At 51.5% G+C, this 18,407-nt stretch carries 22 protein-coding genes and 1 pseudogene; 18 read left to right on the top strand and 5 right to left on the bottom strand.

Annotation, left to right across the window (positions count from 1 at the left end):
* The 7 genes and pseudogenes from HCX89_RS10745 to HCX89_RS10775 all read left to right on the top strand — a co-directional run.
* A pseudogene (locus HCX89_RS10745) lies at window positions 1-682 on the top strand (phage tail protein); the annotation flags it as partial.
* Complete coding sequence (locus HCX89_RS10750; protein WP_123115653.1) at window positions 682-1,062, top strand: hypothetical protein; 381 nt, start codon at window positions 682-684, stop codon at window positions 1,060-1,062. The pseudogene HCX89_RS10745 and the gene HCX89_RS10750, both read left to right, overlap by 1 nt.
* A gap of 4 nt (window positions 1,063-1,066) precedes the next feature.
* Complete coding sequence (locus HCX89_RS10755) at window positions 1,067-3,490, top strand: hypothetical protein (protein ID WP_368039297.1); 2,424 nt, start codon at window positions 1,067-1,069, stop codon at window positions 3,488-3,490.
* A 43-nt stretch (window positions 3,491-3,533) separates the two neighbouring features.
* On the top strand, window positions 3,534-4,526 hold the full coding sequence (locus HCX89_RS10760) for a hypothetical protein (RefSeq protein WP_167716039.1): 993 nt from the start codon (window positions 3,534-3,536) through the stop codon (window positions 4,524-4,526).
* Between the two features lie 40 nt (window positions 4,527-4,566).
* Entirely contained in the window at window positions 4,567-4,815 is a 249-nt protein-coding gene (locus tag HCX89_RS10765; RefSeq protein ID WP_208149128.1) for a hypothetical protein, read from the top strand.
* Window positions 4,816-4,824: 9 nt separating this feature from the next.
* Window positions 4,825-6,666: a hypothetical protein gene (locus HCX89_RS10770; protein ID WP_167716043.1), complete on the top strand. Its 1,842-nt coding sequence runs from the start codon at window positions 4,825-4,827 to the stop codon at window positions 6,664-6,666.
* Window positions 6,666-6,878 (top strand): hypothetical protein, encoded by a 213-nt coding sequence (locus tag HCX89_RS10775; RefSeq protein WP_025009603.1) that lies wholly within the window; start codon window positions 6,666-6,668, stop codon window positions 6,876-6,878. Before HCX89_RS10770 ends, HCX89_RS10775 begins: the two co-directional genes overlap by 1 nt.
* Window positions 6,879-6,954: 76 nt before the next feature.
* Here HCX89_RS10775 and HCX89_RS10780 read toward each other — a convergent pair whose 3' ends face one another.
* The 3 genes from HCX89_RS10780 to HCX89_RS10790 form a co-directional block, all read right to left on the bottom strand.
* A complete protein-coding gene (locus tag HCX89_RS10780) occupies window positions 6,955-7,320 on the bottom strand; it encodes a DUF1870 family protein (RefSeq protein WP_144222235.1) in 366 nt (121 codons plus the stop codon).
* A 41-nt stretch (window positions 7,321-7,361) separates the two neighbouring features.
* On the bottom strand, window positions 7,362-7,631 hold the full coding sequence (locus HCX89_RS10785) for a hypothetical protein (RefSeq protein ID WP_144222236.1): 270 nt from the start codon (window positions 7,629-7,631) through the stop codon (window positions 7,362-7,364).
* A gap of 147 nt (window positions 7,632-7,778) precedes the next feature.
* Window positions 7,779-8,846, bottom strand: coding sequence for a site-specific integrase (locus tag HCX89_RS10790; protein ID WP_167716045.1), 1,068 nt, complete (start codon window positions 8,844-8,846; stop codon window positions 7,779-7,781).
* Window positions 8,847-8,934: 88 nt separating this feature from the next.
* On the opposite strand from HCX89_RS10790, the gene dusA reads away from it, so the two are divergent.
* From dusA to HCX89_RS10810, 4 genes are all read left to right on the top strand, one after another.
* Window positions 8,935-9,957, top strand: coding sequence for a tRNA dihydrouridine(20/20a) synthase DusA (gene dusA, locus HCX89_RS10795; protein WP_167716047.1), 1,023 nt, complete (start codon window positions 8,935-8,937; stop codon window positions 9,955-9,957).
* 243 nt (window positions 9,958-10,200) lie between these two features.
* Window positions 10,201-10,500, top strand: a complete 300-nt coding sequence (locus HCX89_RS10800) for a hypothetical protein (RefSeq protein WP_025886875.1) — start codon at window positions 10,201-10,203, stop codon at window positions 10,498-10,500.
* A gap of 127 nt (window positions 10,501-10,627) precedes the next feature.
* Window positions 10,628-10,822 (top strand): PspC domain-containing protein, encoded by a 195-nt coding sequence (locus HCX89_RS10805; protein ID WP_025009353.1) that lies wholly within the window; start codon window positions 10,628-10,630, stop codon window positions 10,820-10,822.
* Window positions 10,819-11,193 carry a hypothetical protein gene (locus HCX89_RS10810; protein ID WP_144128731.1) on the top strand — a complete coding sequence of 125 codons (375 nt, stop codon included), beginning with the start codon at window positions 10,819-10,821 and terminating at the stop codon, window positions 11,191-11,193. The genes HCX89_RS10805 and HCX89_RS10810 overlap by 4 nt, the downstream gene beginning before the upstream one ends.
* 62 nt (window positions 11,194-11,255) lie before the next feature.
* Here HCX89_RS10810 and HCX89_RS10815 read toward each other — a convergent pair whose 3' ends face one another.
* Window positions 11,256-11,996, bottom strand: a complete 741-nt coding sequence (locus tag HCX89_RS10815) for an enoyl-CoA hydratase (protein WP_025886877.1) — start codon at window positions 11,994-11,996, stop codon at window positions 11,256-11,258.
* Between the two features lie 52 nt (window positions 11,997-12,048).
* Between HCX89_RS10815 and HCX89_RS10820 the strand changes: the two genes are divergently transcribed.
* Genes HCX89_RS10820 through HCX89_RS10830 form a run of 3 tightly spaced genes read left to right on the top strand, consistent with a single transcriptional unit; the run spans window position 12,049 to window position 14,238 of the window.
* Window positions 12,049-12,513, top strand: coding sequence for a copper chaperone PCu(A)C (locus HCX89_RS10820; protein WP_037436342.1), 465 nt, complete (start codon window positions 12,049-12,051; stop codon window positions 12,511-12,513).
* 12 nt (window positions 12,514-12,525) lie between these two features.
* Window positions 12,526-13,497 (top strand): DUF2333 family protein, encoded by a 972-nt coding sequence (locus HCX89_RS10825; RefSeq protein ID WP_025009356.1) that lies wholly within the window; start codon window positions 12,526-12,528, stop codon window positions 13,495-13,497.
* Window positions 13,498-13,500: 3 nt separating this feature from the next.
* Window positions 13,501-14,238, top strand: a complete 738-nt coding sequence (locus HCX89_RS10830) for a TIGR04219 family outer membrane beta-barrel protein (RefSeq protein ID WP_025009357.1) — start codon at window positions 13,501-13,503, stop codon at window positions 14,236-14,238.
* A gap of 68 nt (window positions 14,239-14,306) precedes the next feature.
* On the opposite strand, the gene tolC is transcribed toward HCX89_RS10830, so the two are convergent.
* Window positions 14,307-15,623: an outer membrane channel protein TolC gene (tolC, locus tag HCX89_RS10835; RefSeq protein ID WP_144379768.1), complete on the bottom strand. Its 1,317-nt coding sequence runs from the start codon at window positions 15,621-15,623 to the stop codon at window positions 14,307-14,309.
* Between the two features lie 236 nt (window positions 15,624-15,859).
* On the opposite strand from tolC, the gene nudF reads away from it, so the two are divergent.
* From nudF to HCX89_RS10855, 4 genes are read left to right on the top strand one after another with little or no spacing between them, the layout of a single operon-like run.
* The gene (gene nudF / locus HCX89_RS10840; RefSeq protein WP_144220573.1) at window positions 15,860-16,486 is read left to right on the top strand and encodes an ADP-ribose diphosphatase; all 627 of its coding nucleotides are present in this window, start codon (window positions 15,860-15,862) and stop codon (window positions 16,484-16,486) included.
* Entirely contained in the window at window positions 16,467-16,901 is a 435-nt protein-coding gene (locus HCX89_RS10845; protein WP_028779682.1) for a DUF1249 domain-containing protein, read from the top strand. The genes nudF and HCX89_RS10845 overlap by 20 nt, the downstream gene beginning before the upstream one ends.
* Window positions 16,902-16,916: 15 nt before the next feature.
* A complete protein-coding gene (cpdA, locus tag HCX89_RS10850; protein ID WP_025009361.1) occupies window positions 16,917-17,756 on the top strand; it encodes a 3',5'-cyclic-AMP phosphodiesterase in 840 nt (279 codons plus the stop codon).
* Between the two features lie 35 nt (window positions 17,757-17,791).
* Window positions 17,792-18,367: a YqiA/YcfP family alpha/beta fold hydrolase gene (locus tag HCX89_RS10855; RefSeq protein WP_144379770.1), complete on the top strand. Its 576-nt coding sequence runs from the start codon at window positions 17,792-17,794 to the stop codon at window positions 18,365-18,367.
* The last annotated feature ends 40 nt before the right edge of the window (window positions 18,368-18,407 follow it).

Here is an 18,407-nt window from a genome sequence, read left to right on the forward strand (position 1 = left end):
CCGCTGGCAGTATGAGCAGGACATAGCCAGCAAATCCGCTCAAATGGCCTACTACGAACAGCGTGTAGAGTTGCTGAAGTTAGTTGAAGCATTAGACGATACTGACAGTGCCAACATGCAATTGCTGCGTAGTGCCGAACATGCAAGCAAGACCCTGGGGCTATTGAACGAACAGGATCTTGATCTGCTCACTGCCGCAATAGATAAGGCGCGTTCGAGAATGGACGCTCTGAAAGACTCGGCGTCAGACACGCTCAGCTCATTGCTGGATGAGCTGGACGAGTACGAAGGTCGTCAAGCCGATATTGAGAAGCGCCGTTATCAACAAGAGTTGGCCGATATCAAAAGCCAGCTGGCCGAGGCTGAAAAGACCGGCGACAGGGAGCTGCTTGATCAACTGCGCCGCGCCGAGCAGACGCTGAACAAAGTTTACAAGTATCGCACTGAGGAAGTTAAAGCCCAGCAACAGCAGAACCAGCGCGACACCCAATCAAACCCCACTTCTACCCAGCAGCAAGCCCAACCCAAACAAACAACCAGTCAGGTCAGTTTCGGCAATAGCTATAACGCCACGCTGACTCTGGTTGTTGAGGGGCGCCGTACCCAACTGGATACCAATAAAGATCAGTTGGACGAGCTGCTGCGTTCTATCGAGAAAGCAAAACTGACCCAGGGGGGCTAATGCAGCGCATTGACACCATTATCCCAGAGCATCAGCAGTTGCTCTGGTTGAACCAAAACGAACAGCAGCGAGTTCAGGCAGTGGCAGAGCGCGGCGGGAATGGGTCCCTGATATACGAGCAATTTGTTTTGCCTGGCGGGTTCCCCTTGGTGATCGGCACCGCCAACTCGGGGATGACCCGCGCAGATTTTGAAGCGCTGCAACAGCACAACTATTCAACCCTCACCCCGTTTGAATTGGAACTCGATGGCAACAGCTGGAATGTGATCTGGGATAACCGCGATGGCCCGGCTGTTGTCGGGGAGGATCTATTCCCAACAGTCGGCGGCGACTCGCTGCTGAGCAATGTCGTTCTTAAATTCCTGACTGCAGAGGCATAGCATCGTGATTAATCGGAACAATCTGATAGTTTACAAACCAGAAAAGCTTGGCCAGAACGAAGATGCCGGGGGCCAGCGTACTCTTAACCCCATTCGGTCGGGGATCCTGAATGAATTATTCCGGGCCATTTCCGATGTGGATCACGCTGAGGCCGCCATTGATATCGCCAAAGCGTTTCCGTCACTGGTCACCCAGGATACGGCAACACTGCGCGGGGCGCACGTTTTCTGGTCTTCGCCCCCTCAGGATCCCCTGGTCAATCTGTTTCTGGTGGAGTCGCCAACCTTGGATGATGCCAGCCGCATGCCGGAAATGGTTAACGCCATTGAGTCATCGGTTACTGCCGGTTCACTGTTTCGATCCGGGGCGCCCGGGTTCCTGCCAAATCAAAACTCTTTCAGTCGCGAATATCTGGAAAGCATTTACATGCTAAACGGCAAAGAATACGTGCGCAGGATAGATCTCAGGGTAGGGCAGATCATTGCCATTTCAACCGAGTATGAGGGTCAGGAGGATAAGAACTGGCCGCGCCGCACTCATTACGCGATGGTGACTGAAACCAATGCACCAGGTAACAACATCGGCAACATAGTGTTTGACCCGCCGATTGATTTTGCGACCCCTGAACATGACAGGTTGATCAACGGTGAGGCCAACTGCACCAAGCTGCGCCTCACCAACTCGGCCGACAATGTGATTTTCCACGGTGTCACTAAGCTGACGGCCCCTGCTGCTTCCGGTGATAACAGCCTGGCGGTGAAGGAAACCAAGCAGCAGCTGCTGCCTGCTATTGTCACTGAGCAAACTAAGGCGGGGATCCGTATCACTGCAGGCGATAACAGCATTGTGCGCAAGATAGTGACCACTGCAGCCAGTGGCGCCCAGAGCTACAGCTGGCCAGCGGCTGATGTGCTGCAGGGTGAAAACCAGAACGTGGATTATCAGCCGGTGATTAGCTTCATTTCCGGCGGCGTGATCTACGGCAACGAGGAAGCAGTGGTCACGGTTGGCACAGGTGAAATTGCCGCGACACTGACACGCAAGCCGGATTTGGGCTCGGAAGTGTCATGTGCCTATATCAGCTCAGAGGTGTATCAAGAACACATGCTGGCCGACCCACTGCCCCAGGGGGCGATAATCGCAGAAGGCAGCTTCTTTGGTAACGCCAACGAAGAGTCAAACGGATGGGCCGCCAAGATTACATCAGAGAAAGATAATGCTCTATACAGCTTTAACACCAGAGTTGCGATTGTTGACTATGAGGGCGGCATAGTCACATTTGAACAGGGATACAGTGACCGTGACATACAGTTTTTGATCCGCAGCCAGGTAGGCGAAACCGAATGTGCGTTCAATCTCAACTCTCAGGATCCTCTGCTGGACTCGCTCTATATCCAAGTGCAAGCGGTTGCCGGTTCACTGCTCAGTGCCAGCGGCAATAATGACGGAACGGTAACCGGCGCCGGGGTAAACGGCACTATCAGCAACGGCCTGGTAACCCTGACGTTTGATCAGCCGGTCAACCTCAGCACTCTAACCTATGACCTCACTGAACGTGTGCGGCTGCTGCCGCCGCCAGAAATGTATGGTCTGAACCCGCTGAGGATCCCCGGCGGTGGCCAGGTCGATATTTTCCGCAAGTTCGGCACTGTCAGCGTTCAGCACAGCAACTTTCAGCCGGTGAATAACCCGCAGGCAGGGCAAACGCTCAACGTGCGCCAGAATGCCCGTTTTGTTGATATCACGGATGCCGATGGCCTCAGCCTCTGGACAGTAGACGATCAGCATTTCGAGCATGACAAAGAAACCGGCGTGGTAACAATCCAGAGCGCGTTCCCTGGCTTCACCGCGCCTTTCATTCTGTCAGACACCATTGGCGAGCTGGCCATGGTAACTGGGGTATCAGATAACTCTTTGCTGCTCGCCGGCCAATTGAAAAATGACTATCAGCTTGGCGCCACAGTATCGAGCATTCTCAAACTCGGTGAGCTGGAATCCCGCATCGGTGAAGTGCGCGATATGACCGCCTGGGATGGAAATTGGGATCAAGACGGGGCGCCAGCAAATGGCAGCTTGAACGTGATTGAATACCCCATCGAAGTGGTCAACGAAAGCGCGGTAAATGAAGACTGGGCGCTGGTGTTTACCGGCTCAGGGGAAACCTTCAAGCTCATTGGCCGCGGTCGGGGCCAGGTGGCCACTGGTGACACATTGAATGACTTTATTCCAAACAACCCGGCTACAGGACTGCCATTTTTCATCATTCGCCAAGGCGCGTTCGGCGGCGGCTGGCAACCGGGTGAAGCGGCCAGGTTCCAGCAGTATGCTGCATCAAAACCAGTCCAGGCAATTCGCTCAGTCCAGAGCGGCCACAGCCAGATAACCGATGATAAATCTGTGCTCAGCTTCCGTGGTACCGAATCGTAATCAAAGTCTCAGCCCAACCGGGCCTTAATTTGGAGTTTATCAAATGTCTTTACCAGTAACGGTTTACCGCTGGGACGATCCCGGCGCACCTCAGCTGCAAAATAGAACTTATGCTGAATGGATTGAGATCCTTCGCAAGTGCTTGGTTGATGGATATGGCACCAAACAGCCTGCCGGGTGGTCTGTGGCCTTGGAAGATGCCACTAATGAGAAGATAGTTTTTAGGACAGCTGCAGACGTTCCAGGTTACCCAGGTGGATTTATGCATTTCTGGAGTAGGTATAAGGATGGACGCAACAATAACCTAATTTCCATTCAGACAGCCCCGTTAATTACACAGATTGATCCAGACTGGAACACCACACCTGGCGCAAGCTATCTATATACATTTGGTGGTTCATCATATCCGGACAGGTGGATTGTGCTGGCAACCTCACTGGCATTCTATATTTTAACCTCAAGCACCCAGTATCCGTATATGGCCATGGGAACCAGAGACAACCCGACTTTTGGCGTTGGATCACTGGATTCTTGTTATTTAAATGATGTTAATGGCTTCGGTATCTTTGGCAAGGCTAGCAGCGATAACGCATCAGGAAACTATCAATTCAGTATTGGGTATATTTATGATGGGCATGAAGTTGGTCGGTATGGTGAAGTGACAGGCGCTGATACCCGAAAAAGGCATGAGCTTATCTTTCCATTAGGAAATCTATTCAACAGTTCCACCGCAGCACCTGGAGTGGGCTCTCCAAACCCTGTCTACGGTAAGTTTATTATTGGGTTGGATGGATATCACCCCACACAGGTAACGACTGAATATCAGGATTCCCAGGGTATCCCTTTTGTTAATAGCGTATTGCAGCCACCTATCAGAGGTACTTGGCCGGGAATCCTTGTTTCATCGTCATCAGCATATTCAGACCAGCTTTGGCCTGTAACCAAAGAGATATTCGGCCAACAGCACTACCTTGTACCTAACCCTCACAATGGTGGTTGTAGTTATTGGATAAATGCAGAGGTATGGTATGAGTAAACTACTAGGAATAATGCCAGACAGGGTAACACCTACCCCAATGTCAAAGCTGACCATGGACGCTGACCCACAGGCTGAGCGCTTTATTGTTTTAGATCGCAGTCGAATGATGGTGCTTCGCACCGGAGACTTTGCCTCTGGACATATCAAGAGCATTTGCTTGCCGCCTATTTATCAGCACATGAATGATATTTTGTTGCTATTGCTGGATGATGACAGGCAATTCAATGCTGCAGTTTTGGACGGTATAAAGCTTGAGCCGGGTGATGGCAATATCCCCTTAGTCTAAGGATAACTGATGTTGAGATTCAGCAAAGCATGGATCGATCTTCAATCGCCGGTATCACCAAGATTCGATAGGGGCGGGATAGCCATTACATTCAGCCAACCATGGCAGAATTTAACTTCCCCGGTTGAAATTAGATTTGGTGGTGATATCCCACCGGATCCCGGGCCGGATATTCCAGAGCCTTCTCTCGGCGCCGATATCGCTATTCGCTGGATCCATAATCACCAGACTGAGCAGCAGCTGCAGCTGCCTATGGTTGGGCCGCACACTACCGCCCAGCTGGCACTCAGCTGGCAGAGCCCTACGGCCATTGCCGACAGGCTGCAGGTTTACTGGAGCCAAGGCAGGCAGCATGGCATTGAGGTGCTGACAAACTGGCAAAGCAAAGATGCTCTGCAGCATTCAACTGCAGTTACCTGGCGCCTGCCGGTACCGCTGCAGACGGCCGCCGGTATTCGCTGGTTAAACCCTGCAGCCTGGCAAGCCATCTGGCAGCTTGGATGGAAAGCGCTTAGCAGTGTTTATTTACCTCAGCCCATTGCTTGGGCCTTTGGTATTGAATGCTATGGCGAAACTGAGATCAGCTACAGCCATGAAGATCAGCGCGGCGCAGAACCTGCCATAGCATGGGGGCCGCATCGGGGCGTTTGGATTTGCTCTGATGCCTACCTGCCACCTGAGCCAGGGCCAATCACTATCCGTTTCAGTGAACCTTGGCAGGACAACCAGAGCCCAGTCAGCTTGAAGTTCAAGCCAAACCCACGGCATTGCTACTGGGATGATGGCGGCGGCTTGATAGATGCTAACCCAGTTCAGCCACCGCTTGATCTCAAAGTCCCCATTGAACCACAGATCCGGAGACTGTATTTAATGCAACCGACACTGACCTGTCACCGCCTCTCAGATAACCGCGAGCTGGTGATCACCGAAGTGAGCATAACCGACAGCCGTAGCCAGTTTGTGACCTCTGGCAGCATCAAGTTCTCAAGCAAAGGTGATGCGCTACTGGCAGTTGATGAGGTGCTGCGTATTGGCATTAACGGCTATGAGTTTTACTTGCTGGCCGAGGCGCCGAGCAGCAGCGAAGCCTGGGCCTCTAACAGCTACACCTCAGCCGCCAGGGGCCGGGCTTCTCAGTTGGCCTGGCCCTGGAAGCGTGAGATCAGTTACCACAATCAAGCGGCCCGGTCATTCGCCGGTTGCCTGAGCGATATTGTAGCCAACAGCGGCTGGAGCATCGAGCTGGTACAGGTACCTGACTTTGTGATCCCGGCAGGGGTTTGCTCAGTTAGCGGCAAAACGCCGCTGGATGCTGTGGCCGAGTTGGCCGGGCTGGTTGGCTGCATGGTGGACCCGGACGAAGATAACAGCAAACTCAGGATCCTGCCGCGCTGGACCTATACGCCCTGGAGCATGGCCGCCGCAATTCCTGACGTATTGCTGCACGATGCGGTGATCTTCAATCACAGCGAGCAAACAGAACGTGGCCAGCAATGCAATGTCGCCTGGGTGCGCGGGGAACAGCAGGGCGTTTCGGTAGAGGTTCGGCTTAATGGTACCGCCGGTGACGAACCAACAGACGATATCAGCAACATGCTGATTGTTGATACCCAGGCCGCCCGGCTGGCAGGTACCAATGCCATTGCCGATTCAGGTACCAAGCGCAGAGTCAGTATCAACACCACAGTGATGGCCGACTTGCCGCCGCTGCGCCCTGGCCAGCTGATTGGTATTACCTGGCGCGGTGAAGTCTATAAGGCGCTGTGTGATACCGTGACCATCAGCGCAAACATGAGCAGTAGCGGCCTTACCGTGCGCCAGAACGCTGGTTTAATCAGACAGGGGGCATAATGCTGAAACAACTGAAACGTGAGCTGCTGCCAGCGCGGGAGATAGCCAAGGTGAACGCCGAGAACGCCGATGGCACAGTGACTGCAACCACGCGAAGCGGTAAAACATTCCGGGCAACCGGCAGCGGCAATGTTGGCTCATACGTTTATATTCAGGATGGCCGGGTACTGGGCCCGGCGCCCGACTTGCCGCACTCGCAAATCCTTGTCTGAACTTATAGCTTTGGTAAAGGGTTTTATTACTTTACATAATAAATCGGCGCTAGCACTGATCATTTGGCAACTAAAATTACTCAGGACGAACAATCTCTTGCGTTCTCCAATAATCAGCAGAGCGTTCACATAACAATGCTGCAGATACAGATTGTGCCAAACGCCACTTTAATTCGTTACCTCCACCACCTGCCTCCTTAAATTCATCATAGGTTTCGAAATAACGGTAGTTAGGATTGGTTTCATCGAATTCAAATTGCAGCATTTCATACCTAGACAATGCCAGCATTTGCAATGTTTCTATTACATCACCAGGAACTTGGCGATCCCCTTTTTCCCAGCGCTGCCATGTTCGAGGTTCACAGTCGCCTATCAACCTAGCCGCCTCATTAACTTCGAGAAACAGTAAGCGTCTAAGCTGCTTTAGTTCGTAGTTAGTCATAATAACTCCAATAAAAAAGCGGCGCTGCGGCCGCTTCGTAATTAAGATAAGCTATTAAATATACAATCCAAGTCGGAGCCTTGACCAGACTCGCAATTGTGAAAGTTGAATATTGCTTTTGTTACTTCATCAATATCAACCTCAGAAGTGTTTATCTCTAAGCCAAGAATATCAGCATTATCAACTGTACCCTCAACGACTGAATGAATTTCGTCAAAATCTGATGTGTTGTATTCCTGTGCTGCACCCATTGGTTTATAAGAGGCTTCAAAACCAGTAACAGCTGAAAAAACGATTTGATTGTTGTTCATAATTTATCTCACTTTTCTGAGTTGGTTCGACCCATTGCCGAACCGTTGAATTTATTATGGTCGCAATCGCGACCATTTGCAAGTTTTTTATTTCAAAAATTTCTATTATTATTTGATGCAAAACATCTTAAGAATACCAATGTTTTATCATTTCAAAAAATCCTTATCGTGCAGGCGCTTAGGAAATAGCTCAGTGTAAACTTGCCAGAGTGTATTAATGTTCCTGTGACCAGTGACCTGGGCTACCTCGTCAATGCTATATCCCTTTTCAAACAGCCTGCTTGCCCCTTCACGCCTCAAGTCATGGTACCGCAGATCACTGATACCAAGAGCATTACGAACCCGCTGAAATCCGGCCGTCACACTCTTTTCGTTGTAAGGGAAAATGCGGTCATCCTCTTTTGGTTGTCGCTGTAATATCTCCCACGCACCGCCCAGTAATGGCACCAGCATGTGGTTGCCGGATTTTTTACGTGGGTCCTTTCTATCCATCACCAATACAGCGCGTTGAGCCTCGTCAACGTCTTCCCACTTAATCCTGCATACCTCCCCAATCCTCATGCAACTGAGTATCGAGAAATCAAGGATATCAACGTAGGGGATACCAATGCTTGCCCTGTGGCTTGATCTAGCCAGCAACCCCTCTTTAAGCTTTTCTATCTCATCGGACGTTGGCCGGCGGTGGCGGCGTTCCGACTTGCCAATAAGATTCTGGTTGTATAGCACTTCATAGGAATCAACCACGGCCGCATCGGTGATATCAAGGCTCAACATTACCCTGGCCGTTTTCAGGCACCAGCGTAGATAACTCACATCGTGTGCAACCGTTGCTGGCCCGGCGCCAGCTTCGCGCCTCATCTTGCAGTGCTTAACAACATCAGCAGAGGTGATCTTATCAATAGGAAGTGCGCCTATTTCACAGTCAGCAAGCATCTGCAGCACATAAAGCTTGGTTCTTTTTAGTTCAATGTGAGGATCGTCTATCACCTTGGCAATGAAATCTCGCAGCAAGATTGTTTGGGTACCCTGGGTGGGTACCCCGTTGAGCTCCAACTCAGCCACCCGCTTTTTGCCCCAAGCCTCGGCGGCTGCATTTTTGCCAAAAGTCCGGGTGTCGCTGTATACTATTTTCCCTTTGGACTTGACTCTCACTGTGCATTTATAGCGCGGCTCCCCGTTCGCTTTCGCCCGGGGTTCAACTTTATAAAAGGCCATATGGGTTCCTAATCCTAAAAAATTGGGTACCTCAATGGGTACCTGATAACGCTAAAATACACCAAAACGCACAGAAATAAACCATAATATGACAAACGCAAAAACCATCGAATCCAGCACAGTTACTGGAGTTAGAGATATATCAGGCAATAGACGATTCTCCATTGCCCCCATGCTGGATTGGACGGACCGCCACTATCGTTACTTTGCCCGGCTGATGTCGAGCCAGACGCTGCTCTACACTGAGATGGTGACCACAGGCGCGATACTGCATGGCAAGGGCGATTATCTGGCTTATAACCAGGAAGAGCACCCGCTGGCATTGCAACTGGGTGGCTCCAATGTTGAGGATCTGGCCCGCTGCGCCGAAATCGCCCGGCAAAGGGGGTATGACGAAGTTAACCTCAATGTGGGATGCCCATCGGATAGAGTACAGAACGGCCGCTTTGGTGCTTGTTTGATGGAAGAGCCAGAGCTGGTGGCCCATTGCGTCGATGCCATGCGCCAGAAGGTAGATATTCCGGTGACGGTCAAGACCCGCATCGGCATAGATGATAAAGATTCCTACGAATTTCTTTGTGACTTCATTACCAAGGTGAGTGCCGCCGGCTGCGATACTTTCATCATCCATGCCCGCAAGGCCTGGTTGCAGGGGCTTAGTCCCAAGGAAAACCGTGAGATCCCGCCATTGGATTATCCCAGGGTGTATCAATTGAAGCAGGACTTTCCCGGCCTGCATATCAGCATCAATGGTGGTATCAAGAGCTTTGAAGAGATGCATGCCCATCTGTCCCAGTTGGATGGGGTGATGGTGGGGCGTGAAGCCTACCAAAATCCCTATCTGTTGGCCGAGGTGGATCAGAAGATCTTTGGCCTCGATAGCCAGGTTATGAGTCGCGATCAGGTGGTGGATGCCATGTTGCCCTATGTGGAAGCTCATCTGCAGTCGGGTGGCCGCTTGAATCATATCAGCAGACACATGACAGGCCTGTATCAGGGGATCCCCGGTTCTCGCAGTTGGCGCCGTCATTTGAGCGAGAATGCCCACAAGCCGGGTGCCGGCATCGAAGTGCTGCTTAAGGCTCGTGAAATGATGCACAGCGGAGTTTGACCTTGCTGTAATACCCGAGTGGTGAAAATCGCTATGGTGATAGTGCTTTTTACCAACAGATAGGAAATTGCTGTATTTTTGTGCTGTTACGGTCAGTCATTCTGTGTTAATGATTGGCCGTTTTTGTTTTTTATTTCATTTAATATCATAGTCTTAACTGAAGTTTTTCCCAGTTGGCACGTCCTTTGAATTAGTCATCTTGACCGCTGACCCGTTCAGCTTAACCAGAAAGGGATGACAAGCATGAAAACTTCCAACCTGACTATTCAATCTTTGCTTCTTGGCGTTGTTTTGGCTTCAGCCAGTGTTTCAGCCCAGGCCGATGTACTGCCTACTCAACCTATCCTCAGTGCTGTTGAACAGAACCTGAGTCAACAGGCCCAGACCATGTTGCTCAGTGCCAAGCGTGAAATGCTGGCCTCCCTGCAACAGGAACTGGAGCGTAGTGTGGCCCAACTGAGCGACGAGATGACTCAAGAAACCCTGAGTCAGATCACCGAATTACCCGTGGAGACCAGTGTTCTGACCCAAGCCAACGATTGAGGTGCCTATGTGGATAAATAGCACCTTGGCACTACTGATGTTTCTGCCGTTGCTTGGCTACACCCTGGTGGCGTTGTTAGCCTGCGGTGCCCGGCAGATACAGTTAACGAGATAATCGGAGTCAGTTATGTTTGATTTGGAACGTACACTCAAGGGAAATTCTTCCATCGTCTGTGGCCTATGCCGCGATATGGCCGAGCGTTTTGGCTGGTCGGTATTCTGGACCCGAATTGTTGCCGCAGTCATCACTCTGATGCACCCATTGCTCGGGTTGACGGCTTACTTTGCCCTGGCACTGTTGTGGCCCAAGTGGGTGAAATGAGTATGTATAACAAGAGTCGAAACAAGCACAGAAGATATAGGTTGCTGTCTCAGTTACTGGTATGGAGCATAGTCGGCGCGCTGATCCTTATGGTCTCTCTGCTCAGCCGCGAGTTTATGTCAGTGGGGATTTGGGGTAGCCCGTTTCTATGGCTGGATGCCGAGAACTGGAGCTGGGTGTTGACCCTGATAACCGCGATGCTGGCATTGGTGTGGGCCGCAATGACTTTCAGTGTGTTGGCGGTGGTGTGCGTACTTTGTGTTGCTGCGGCATTACTGATGTTTATCAGCGGCTTTGCAATGATTTGGCCCGTGCTGGTTTTGGCATTGGCAGTATGGGGAATAGGCAAGTCCAGTCAATGGCAGGACTAGTGTTGCTGCGACTGGCTTGGTGTCAGCCCAGCCGCAGCAACATTGGATTCAGCCTCGATGATTTAACCTTTGTTGAGAAACTGGCGGAAAACCGCTTTGGCTTCATCGCTCTGCAGACGCTGGCCGAAGAGTTCCAACTCCTGATGCATCTGGTGTTGTACCCGGCTCTTGTGTGGCCGCATAAGTTGTCTGGTGAGTTGCAGCGCCTGAGGTGGTTTGGAGGCCAGAGCCTTGGCCTTTTCCAGCGCATAAGGGAAGAGCTCCACCGGACTCAACATGCGGTTGATGAGTTTGAGATCCAGCGCCGTTTCGGCATCGAAACTTTCGCCCAGCAACAGCAGTTCAGAGGCCTTTTGATAGCCGACTAATTCAGGTAGTAGCAGGCTGGAGCCGGCTTCAGGCACCAGTGCCAGGTCGATAAAGGGCAAACGGAACTGGGCTGTGTTATCGGCATAGACAAGGTCACAATGCAGCAGCAGCGTGGTGCCGATTCCGACAGCGGCTCCGCTGACAGCGGCGACCAAGGGCTTTTTCAGCTCAAGCAGGCAAAAGAGAAATCGCACCGCAGGGTGGTTAGGCCCCAGATCCGGCTGCTTGAGAAAATCCGCCACATCATTGCCTGAAGTAAAGCAGTTTTCACTGCCTGTCAGCAGAAAGGCACGGATCTCGTTGTCCGCTTCCCCCTGGATCAGGTATTCTGTAAGCTGCTTATACATATCGAGATCGAGGGCGTTACGTTTATCCGGACGGTTAAAACGTATGATGCGTACACCCTGCTCATCCTGAACCTGAATCGTACTCATTCGTTGTTTCCTTTGCTGACGAAATGGGTTTTACATGGAGTTTAAGACATAGATGGCGATATTCAAACAACTGTTTAAAGTTATCTTGCTGGCCGGCATCAGTGCCAGCGCCTTCGCCTCGAACATAATGCTCGAACAAGGATATATCCGGGCCATGCCCGCTTCTGTTCCCAATACGGCGGCGTATCTGACACTCAGCAACCATGGCGCGGCGACTGAGCTGGTTTCTGCCAGCACCCCTGTGGCCCGTGAAGCCATGCTGCATACCCTGATTGAAGAAGATGGCCTGGTTAAAATGCGCCATGTGGCAGCTTTCCCGCTGCCTGAGCATGGCCAGTTGACGCTGCAAAGCAGCGGCGATCACATCATGATCATGGGCCTCAAGGCACCGTTAGAGCTGGGGCAAAAAGTGCCTATGACATTAAGTTTTGCCAATGGTGACACCCTCAATATCGAACTCGAAGTAAAATCCCCCAATGATGCTCCTGCAGCCCAAGAGCATCATCACCATCATTAAGGAGAACCCGGGATGCAAATGACATGGAAAAAAGGTGTCGGTGCAGCGGTCATAGTGTTCGTTATCGCATACGGCATCAGTGTTTGGTGGAGTATTGAACCCGAAGTGTTGACGCCCAAGGTGATGACATCGGAAAAGGGAGAGAAAATTACAGGTTATGCCACTACCAGCGCCTTGATCGAAACCATGGAGACCTTGCTGGATAAGCAAGGAGGCTGGTTGTCCAACGACATGATGCCGCCTTCTGTGATGATGGACAACATGCCTGCGTTTGAATTCGGGGCCCTGGAACAGGTGCGGGATCTCGCCTTGATCATGCGCAAAGAGTTCAGCCGCTCCCAGTCTCAGTCCACCGCTGACAAAGATCTGCTGGAAGCACATTCCAAGCTGAATATCGAGCATACCAGTTGGCTGGTGCCCAGTGCCGAGAGCGAGTATCGCGATGCCATCAAGCTATTGAAGGTTTACCGGGCGCGGATGATGGATCCCAATAACCCGGATGCCCAGTTTTATGCCCGCGCCGATAATCTCAATGAGTGGTTGAAAGAGGTGCAGAAGCGTTTGGGCAGCATGTCACAGCGTCTGGCCGCCAGTGTTGGTCAGGAGAGGCTGAATACCGATCTGGCCGGTGACAGTGCCGCGCGTCAGTCGACCCCCAACCTGGCGAGCCAGCAGATTAAGACCAGCTGGTGGCAAATAGACGATGTCTTCTATGAATCCAGAGGCTCTGCCTGGGCCTTGCTGAATTTCATGAAGGCCGTAGAGGTCGATTTTGCTGACGTACTGAAGAAAAAGAATGCCGAAGTGAGTCTCAAACAGATCATCCGTGAACTGGAAGCGACTCAGCAAACAGTCTGGAGCCCAATGATCCTCAATGGTTCCGGGTTCGGTTTGGTGGCCAACCATTCCTTGGTGATGGCCAACTATGTGTCCCGCGCCAATGCCGCGGTGATTGATTTAACCAACTTGCTTTCACAGGGTTAATTTATGAAAAAGACTTTATTGGCGACAGCCTTGCTGGCTTCTTTGATGGCGACCTCCGCCCAGGCAGCAACAGTCGTAGGCTTTAAGGTAGGCGCCGATTACTGGAAAGGAGATGCCAGCGGTACTTTCGCCGAGAAAGGCCAGCCGCAGCAGGAGTTCAACTATGACTCTTCCGCCCAGTACAGCCTTTGGTTCAGCGTTGAGCACCCTGTGCCACTGCTGCCCAACCTGAAGATCCGCGAAAACCGCCTGAAAGAAGATGGCGCTATGAGCAATGCCAACTTCAGTTTCAACGGCCACACCTTCAGCGGTGATGTGTATGCTACGGCCGACCTGAGCAACACAGACTTTATCCTTTACTATGAGCTACTGGACAATGATCTGGTTTCTCTGGATGTGGGTGGGGCCTACAAGTTGATGGATGGTTCTTTCCGGGTGGCAGACAAAGGGCATCCTGAGCAGCGTGATATCGACAGCGGTGTGGTCATGGGTTATGCCAATGCCGAGGTTGGCCTGCCTTTCTTCGGCTTGTACGCCTTTGCCGATGTGTTGGCCGGTATCAATGAATCCAGTGTCTATGACTACCAAGTAGGTCTGGGCTGGGAGTTTGATGGCGTGGCGCTGGATACCCGGGTGCGTGCCGGCTACCGTGACTTTAAATTTGACGTGAACGGCTTCAACGGCATGAGCAGCAATATGCAGTTTGACGGCTTCTTTGCCGGTGTTGAATTGGTGTTCTAATTCCGTTTCAGTCGATTAGCCACAAAAAAACCGCCAGTTGGCGGTTTTTTTATTGGTTAAGCTTCAGCTTACTGCTGTGCAGGAGCTGTCAGGCCGTTGTTGATTGAGATGACGTCATCTTCATTCAGGGTGCCTGTGGCTTGTTTCAGCGCCAATATCGACTTGATATAGCCGTAACGGGCGTTGGACAGCTGACGCTTGGAATCATACAGATCCCGGGTACGGTTCAGCACGTCAACTATGGTACGGGTACCCACTTCAAAACCGGCTTGAGTGGCTTTCAATGCACTTTCGGAAGAGAGCACTGATTGCTCATAGGCCTTGATGGAGCTGATAGAAGCACCAACGTTGTTGAAGTTGTTGCGAACATTTTTGACTACCTGGCGATAAGTCTGTTCCAGCTTCTGGCTGGCTTCAACATAGGCGTATTGCGCCTGTTTCACCTGAGAGCTGACCTTGAAACCTTCAAAGATAGGTACACTGAGGTTAACCCCAACGGTACCGTTATCGAAGTCAGGTTGGCTCTGGCTGCCGATTTCCTGCTCCAGGCCTTTGGTATAACCGGCGCTCAGGCTCAGAGACGGCATATGGCCGGCCTTATAGAGGTTGATGGTTTCCTGGGCGATATCTTTACCGATACGCTGGGTCAGCAGGTCGACACTGTTGGTCTCGGCCATCTTAAGCCAATCGCCTGGCACTGCCGGGGTTGGGCTGGCCGCAGAGAAGCGGTTGGTATCCAGAATGTCGATGCTCTTGTGATCTATGCCGGTGATTTCACGCAGGGCTTCATAGCTGTTGATCAACTGATTCTCTGCCAAAATTTCATCGGCGGTCGCCAGATCATACTGAGCCTGAGCTTCATGAACATCGGTAATGGCTGTCAGACCAACGGCAAAGCGCTGTTTGGTTTGTTCCAACTGACGCTCGATGGCACGCTTCTCGGCGCCTTTGAACTCGTAGTTGTCCTTGGCGGCCAACACGTCAAAGTAAGCGGTTGTTACTCGGGTGATCAGTGTCTGCAGGGCAGAGGCGTAGACGGCATCGGCCTGTGATGCAGCTTTCTCCGCCAGGCTCAAACCGACCCAGGCAGAATGATCATAGATGACCTGGTTAAGTTTAATCGCACCTGTCAGGCCGCTGGTGTCGGCACTGGGATCGTTCCAGGCTTTGTCATAACCGACATTGGCACTGATGGTTGGCAGCAGTGGTGCGCGATTCTCTTCAATTTTCTCATACAACTGGTCTCTTTGGGCCTTGGCCTGGAGTACCACTGGATCATTGGTTAATGCCTGCTGATATATCTGAAGTAAATCGTCGGCTTGAACGGCCGGGGCAGAAACTGCGAGCGTTAACGCCGCGCATAAAGTGCGGATCTTGAATTTCATTGGCTGTCCTTATAGACAAACACCCTGTGACGGGCGGTTTCAACTTCGTTAGACTGTTAATGCCTTTGATAAAGGCGGTTTGCGCTTCCCGACGCTTCCCGATACAGCAAAACTTAATGGTTTTGATACTAAAAAATCAACCGTTTTCAAGTCAATTCGGAAGTGTAACAGATTTTATTGGCAAATGGTGCCGGGTGGTTTGAAATTGCACCTTTTATAGCTAAAGCGGAGTGAAAATGGCAGCAGAAAAATTCACCAAAGAGGATGTTCAGGTGCTGGGGCAGCGCACGCTATACCGTGGGTTTTTCCGTATGGAGGAATACCGTTTCCGTCATCGGCTGTTTGCCGGGGGCTGGAGCGATGAAGTGACTCGTGAGGTGTTTGAGCGCGGCCATGCAGTGGTGGTTTTACCCTATGATCCGCAAGAAGACAAAGTGGTGTTGATTGAGCAGGTGCGGTTTCCTGCGCTGGAAACCAGTGAATCTCCTTGGCTGCTGGAGTTGGTGGCGGGTATGATTGCCCCCAGCGAAGTGGCCGATGAGGTGGCCAAACGGGAACTTTTGGAAGAAACCGGACTCAATGCCAGTGCAATTTCGGCCGTAAGCAGCTATCTTTCCAGCCCCGGAGGTTGCAGTGAACGCTTCTTCTTCTATTGGGCGGCGGTGGATTCATCCAAGGCCAAAGGGCTGCATGGCTTGGCCGAAGAACATGAAGACATTAGGTTGCATGTGCTTTCCCGCAGTGATGCTTATGCCAAGGTGCTTAGTGGCGAAATCGACAATGCTTCGACCGTGCTCGGACTGCAATGGTTGCAGCTTAACTATCAAAGTTTAATCCAGGCCAATGAACAAGAAAGACAGTGACAAGAAATACCAGCCGGATGTCAGCCGCTTTTTAGCCCTGTGTGGCCGCAACTATGGCCATATTCAGCGCTGGTTGCCGGAGCAGGGTGAAGTGGGTGAAAGCTGGCAGGTAGAAGGGGATTTCGGCTGCCTGGATGTCGAGTTGCTGGAAAATACCCGCTATACCCAGTTGGTCAGTATTTCCCGCCATGTAGGAAAGGGCGGATTGATACCTGTCCCCAAGGTCACTGTGCGGATTTATCATGATGCTAAATTAGCAGAAGTGTTAAGCAGCCGACAGATTTACCAATTGCGGCCAGTGTATGATTATCCAAACTTACGCATGTACCACCGCGATGAAAAGTACCAGGTAAACGCCTTCCTGGAGGAGTTATTGAAAATAGACTGTCAGGCGCGCCTCGTTTGTCAGTCCTGAGATTGGGTAATCAAAGTGCTGAAAGAGGCAATCACATACAGTATTCCTGAGGACAAGAGTGTTCGTTTGGTGCAGATCACAGATCCTCACCTGTTTGCCGATCCCGAAGGACAGCTTCTTGGCGTAAATACCGCCAACAGTCTCAATGCCGTTATCAATACCATCCAGGCGGTCAAGTATCCCGCCGACATGCTGCTGGCCAGTGGTGACATTAGCCAGGATTACTCCGGTGAGTCCTACCGCAACTTTGTCGAAGCCATCAAACCGCTGAATCTGCCCTGCCATTATCTGCCTGGCAATCACGATGACCCCAGGATCATGTATCTGCATATGCAGGGTGAGCGTGTCTATGGTCACAGACGGGTATTGGCCGGGAATTGGCAGATTATCTTGCTGGACTCCACAGTGCGTGGAAAGCCCGGTGGCCATATGGCCGAAAGCGAAATTGAGATCATCCGCAGTGCCATAGCCGCTGAACCGGACAAACATGTGCTGCTGGTAATGCATCATAATCCTGTGCTGGTGGACTGCACCTGGCTGGATCAGCACTGTATGGATAATGGCGCCCATTTCCTCAAAGAGATGGGGCGTTATCCTCAGGTCAAGGGCATGCTCTGGGGCCATGTTCATCAGCAATTGGATACAGAATATCAGGGTGAAACCCACAAGTTATCTCTGATGGCGACACCATCGACCTGTATTCAATTTAAACCCTTGTCTTCCTATTTTGCGCTGGATGCACTGCAGCCTGGCTACCGTTTGCTGGAGCTCAAACCCGATGGTAGCATGCTCACCAATGTTTATCGGATCCCGGGCGAGCGCTTCGCACCGGATGCTGAGGCCAGCGGCTACTGAATTTGCTTTGGAGCAGTGGCCCCTTGTGAGGAACTATGCTGCTCTACATTCACGGTTTCAACAGTTCTCCCTTGTCTGACAAGGCCGTGCTTACCCGCACCTATATTGAACAACATTTTCCCGGTGTGCGACTGGAGCAACCACAGCTACCCAGTTCGCCCAAGGCGGCGATGGAACTGTTGATTCAGTTGACCGAAGCGGCCAAAGCCAAGGGCGAGCCACTGGCATTTATCGGTTCATCCCTCGGCGGGTATTTTGCCTCTTGGCTGGCGGAGCGCTATGGCGGCAAGGCGGTACTGATTAACCCGGCGGTGCGTCCCTTTGAGTTATTCAGCGACTATTTGGGGCCGCAATACAACCCTTATACCGACGAACATTACCAATTATTGCCACAACATCAGCAGCAGCTGATTGAATTTGATACGCCGGTCATTCTCAATCCGGATCGTTTTTTTGTATTATTACAGACTGCCGATGAGGTGCTGGATTATCGCCAGGCCCTGGGCAAATATCACTGCTGTGAGATGCTGCTGGAAAGCGGTGGAAACCATAGTTTTGTGGGTTACGGCGACAAGCTGGACGCAGTCTGCCGTTTTTTACACTTATCTTGACAATCAGATCCTCGCGGCCCACCATGGCCTGAACATAAAA

Source organism: Shewanella sp. Iso12, from assembly GCF_012030025.1.
GTDB classification, from domain to species: Bacteria; Pseudomonadota; Gammaproteobacteria; order Enterobacterales; family Shewanellaceae; genus Shewanella; species Shewanella algae.

Coding starts and splice junctions, on each gene's coding strand:
- HCX89_RS10750 (WP_123115653.1), top strand. CDS start 682: ATGCAGCGCATTGACACCATTATCCCAGAGCATCAGCAGTTGCTCTGG.
- HCX89_RS10760 (WP_167716039.1), top strand. CDS start 3,534: ATGTCTTTACCAGTAACGGTTTACCGCTGGGACGATCCCGGCGCACCT.
- HCX89_RS10765 (WP_208149128.1), top strand. CDS start 4,567: ATGTCAAAGCTGACCATGGACGCTGACCCACAGGCTGAGCGCTTTATT.
- HCX89_RS10770 (WP_167716043.1), top strand. CDS start 4,825: ATGTTGAGATTCAGCAAAGCATGGATCGATCTTCAATCGCCGGTATCA.
- HCX89_RS10775 (WP_025009603.1), top strand. CDS start 6,666: ATGCTGAAACAACTGAAACGTGAGCTGCTGCCAGCGCGGGAGATAGCC.
- HCX89_RS10780 (WP_144222235.1), bottom strand. CDS start 7,320: ATGACTAACTACGAACTAAAGCAGCTTAGACGCTTACTGTTTCTCGAA.
- HCX89_RS10785 (WP_144222236.1), bottom strand. CDS start 7,631: ATGAACAACAATCAAATCGTTTTTTCAGCTGTTACTGGTTTTGAAGCC.
- HCX89_RS10790 (WP_167716045.1), bottom strand. CDS start 8,846: ATGGCCTTTTATAAAGTTGAACCCCGGGCGAAAGCGAACGGGGAGCCG.
- dusA (WP_167716047.1), top strand. CDS start 8,935: ATGACAAACGCAAAAACCATCGAATCCAGCACAGTTACTGGAGTTAGA.
- HCX89_RS10800 (WP_025886875.1), top strand. CDS start 10,201: ATGAAAACTTCCAACCTGACTATTCAATCTTTGCTTCTTGGCGTTGTT.
- HCX89_RS10805 (WP_025009353.1), top strand. CDS start 10,628: ATGTTTGATTTGGAACGTACACTCAAGGGAAATTCTTCCATCGTCTGT.
- HCX89_RS10810 (WP_144128731.1), top strand. CDS start 10,819: ATGAGTATGTATAACAAGAGTCGAAACAAGCACAGAAGATATAGGTTG.
- HCX89_RS10815 (WP_025886877.1), bottom strand. CDS start 11,996: ATGAGTACGATTCAGGTTCAGGATGAGCAGGGTGTACGCATCATACGT.
- HCX89_RS10820 (WP_037436342.1), top strand. CDS start 12,049: ATGGCGATATTCAAACAACTGTTTAAAGTTATCTTGCTGGCCGGCATC.
- HCX89_RS10825 (WP_025009356.1), top strand. CDS start 12,526: ATGCAAATGACATGGAAAAAAGGTGTCGGTGCAGCGGTCATAGTGTTC.
- HCX89_RS10830 (WP_025009357.1), top strand. CDS start 13,501: ATGAAAAAGACTTTATTGGCGACAGCCTTGCTGGCTTCTTTGATGGCG.
- tolC (WP_144379768.1), bottom strand. CDS start 15,623: ATGAAATTCAAGATCCGCACTTTATGCGCGGCGTTAACGCTCGCAGTT.
- nudF (WP_144220573.1), top strand. CDS start 15,860: ATGGCAGCAGAAAAATTCACCAAAGAGGATGTTCAGGTGCTGGGGCAG.
- HCX89_RS10845 (WP_028779682.1), top strand. CDS start 16,467: ATGAACAAGAAAGACAGTGACAAGAAATACCAGCCGGATGTCAGCCGC.
- HCX89_RS10855 (WP_144379770.1), top strand. CDS start 17,792: ATGCTGCTCTACATTCACGGTTTCAACAGTTCTCCCTTGTCTGACAAG.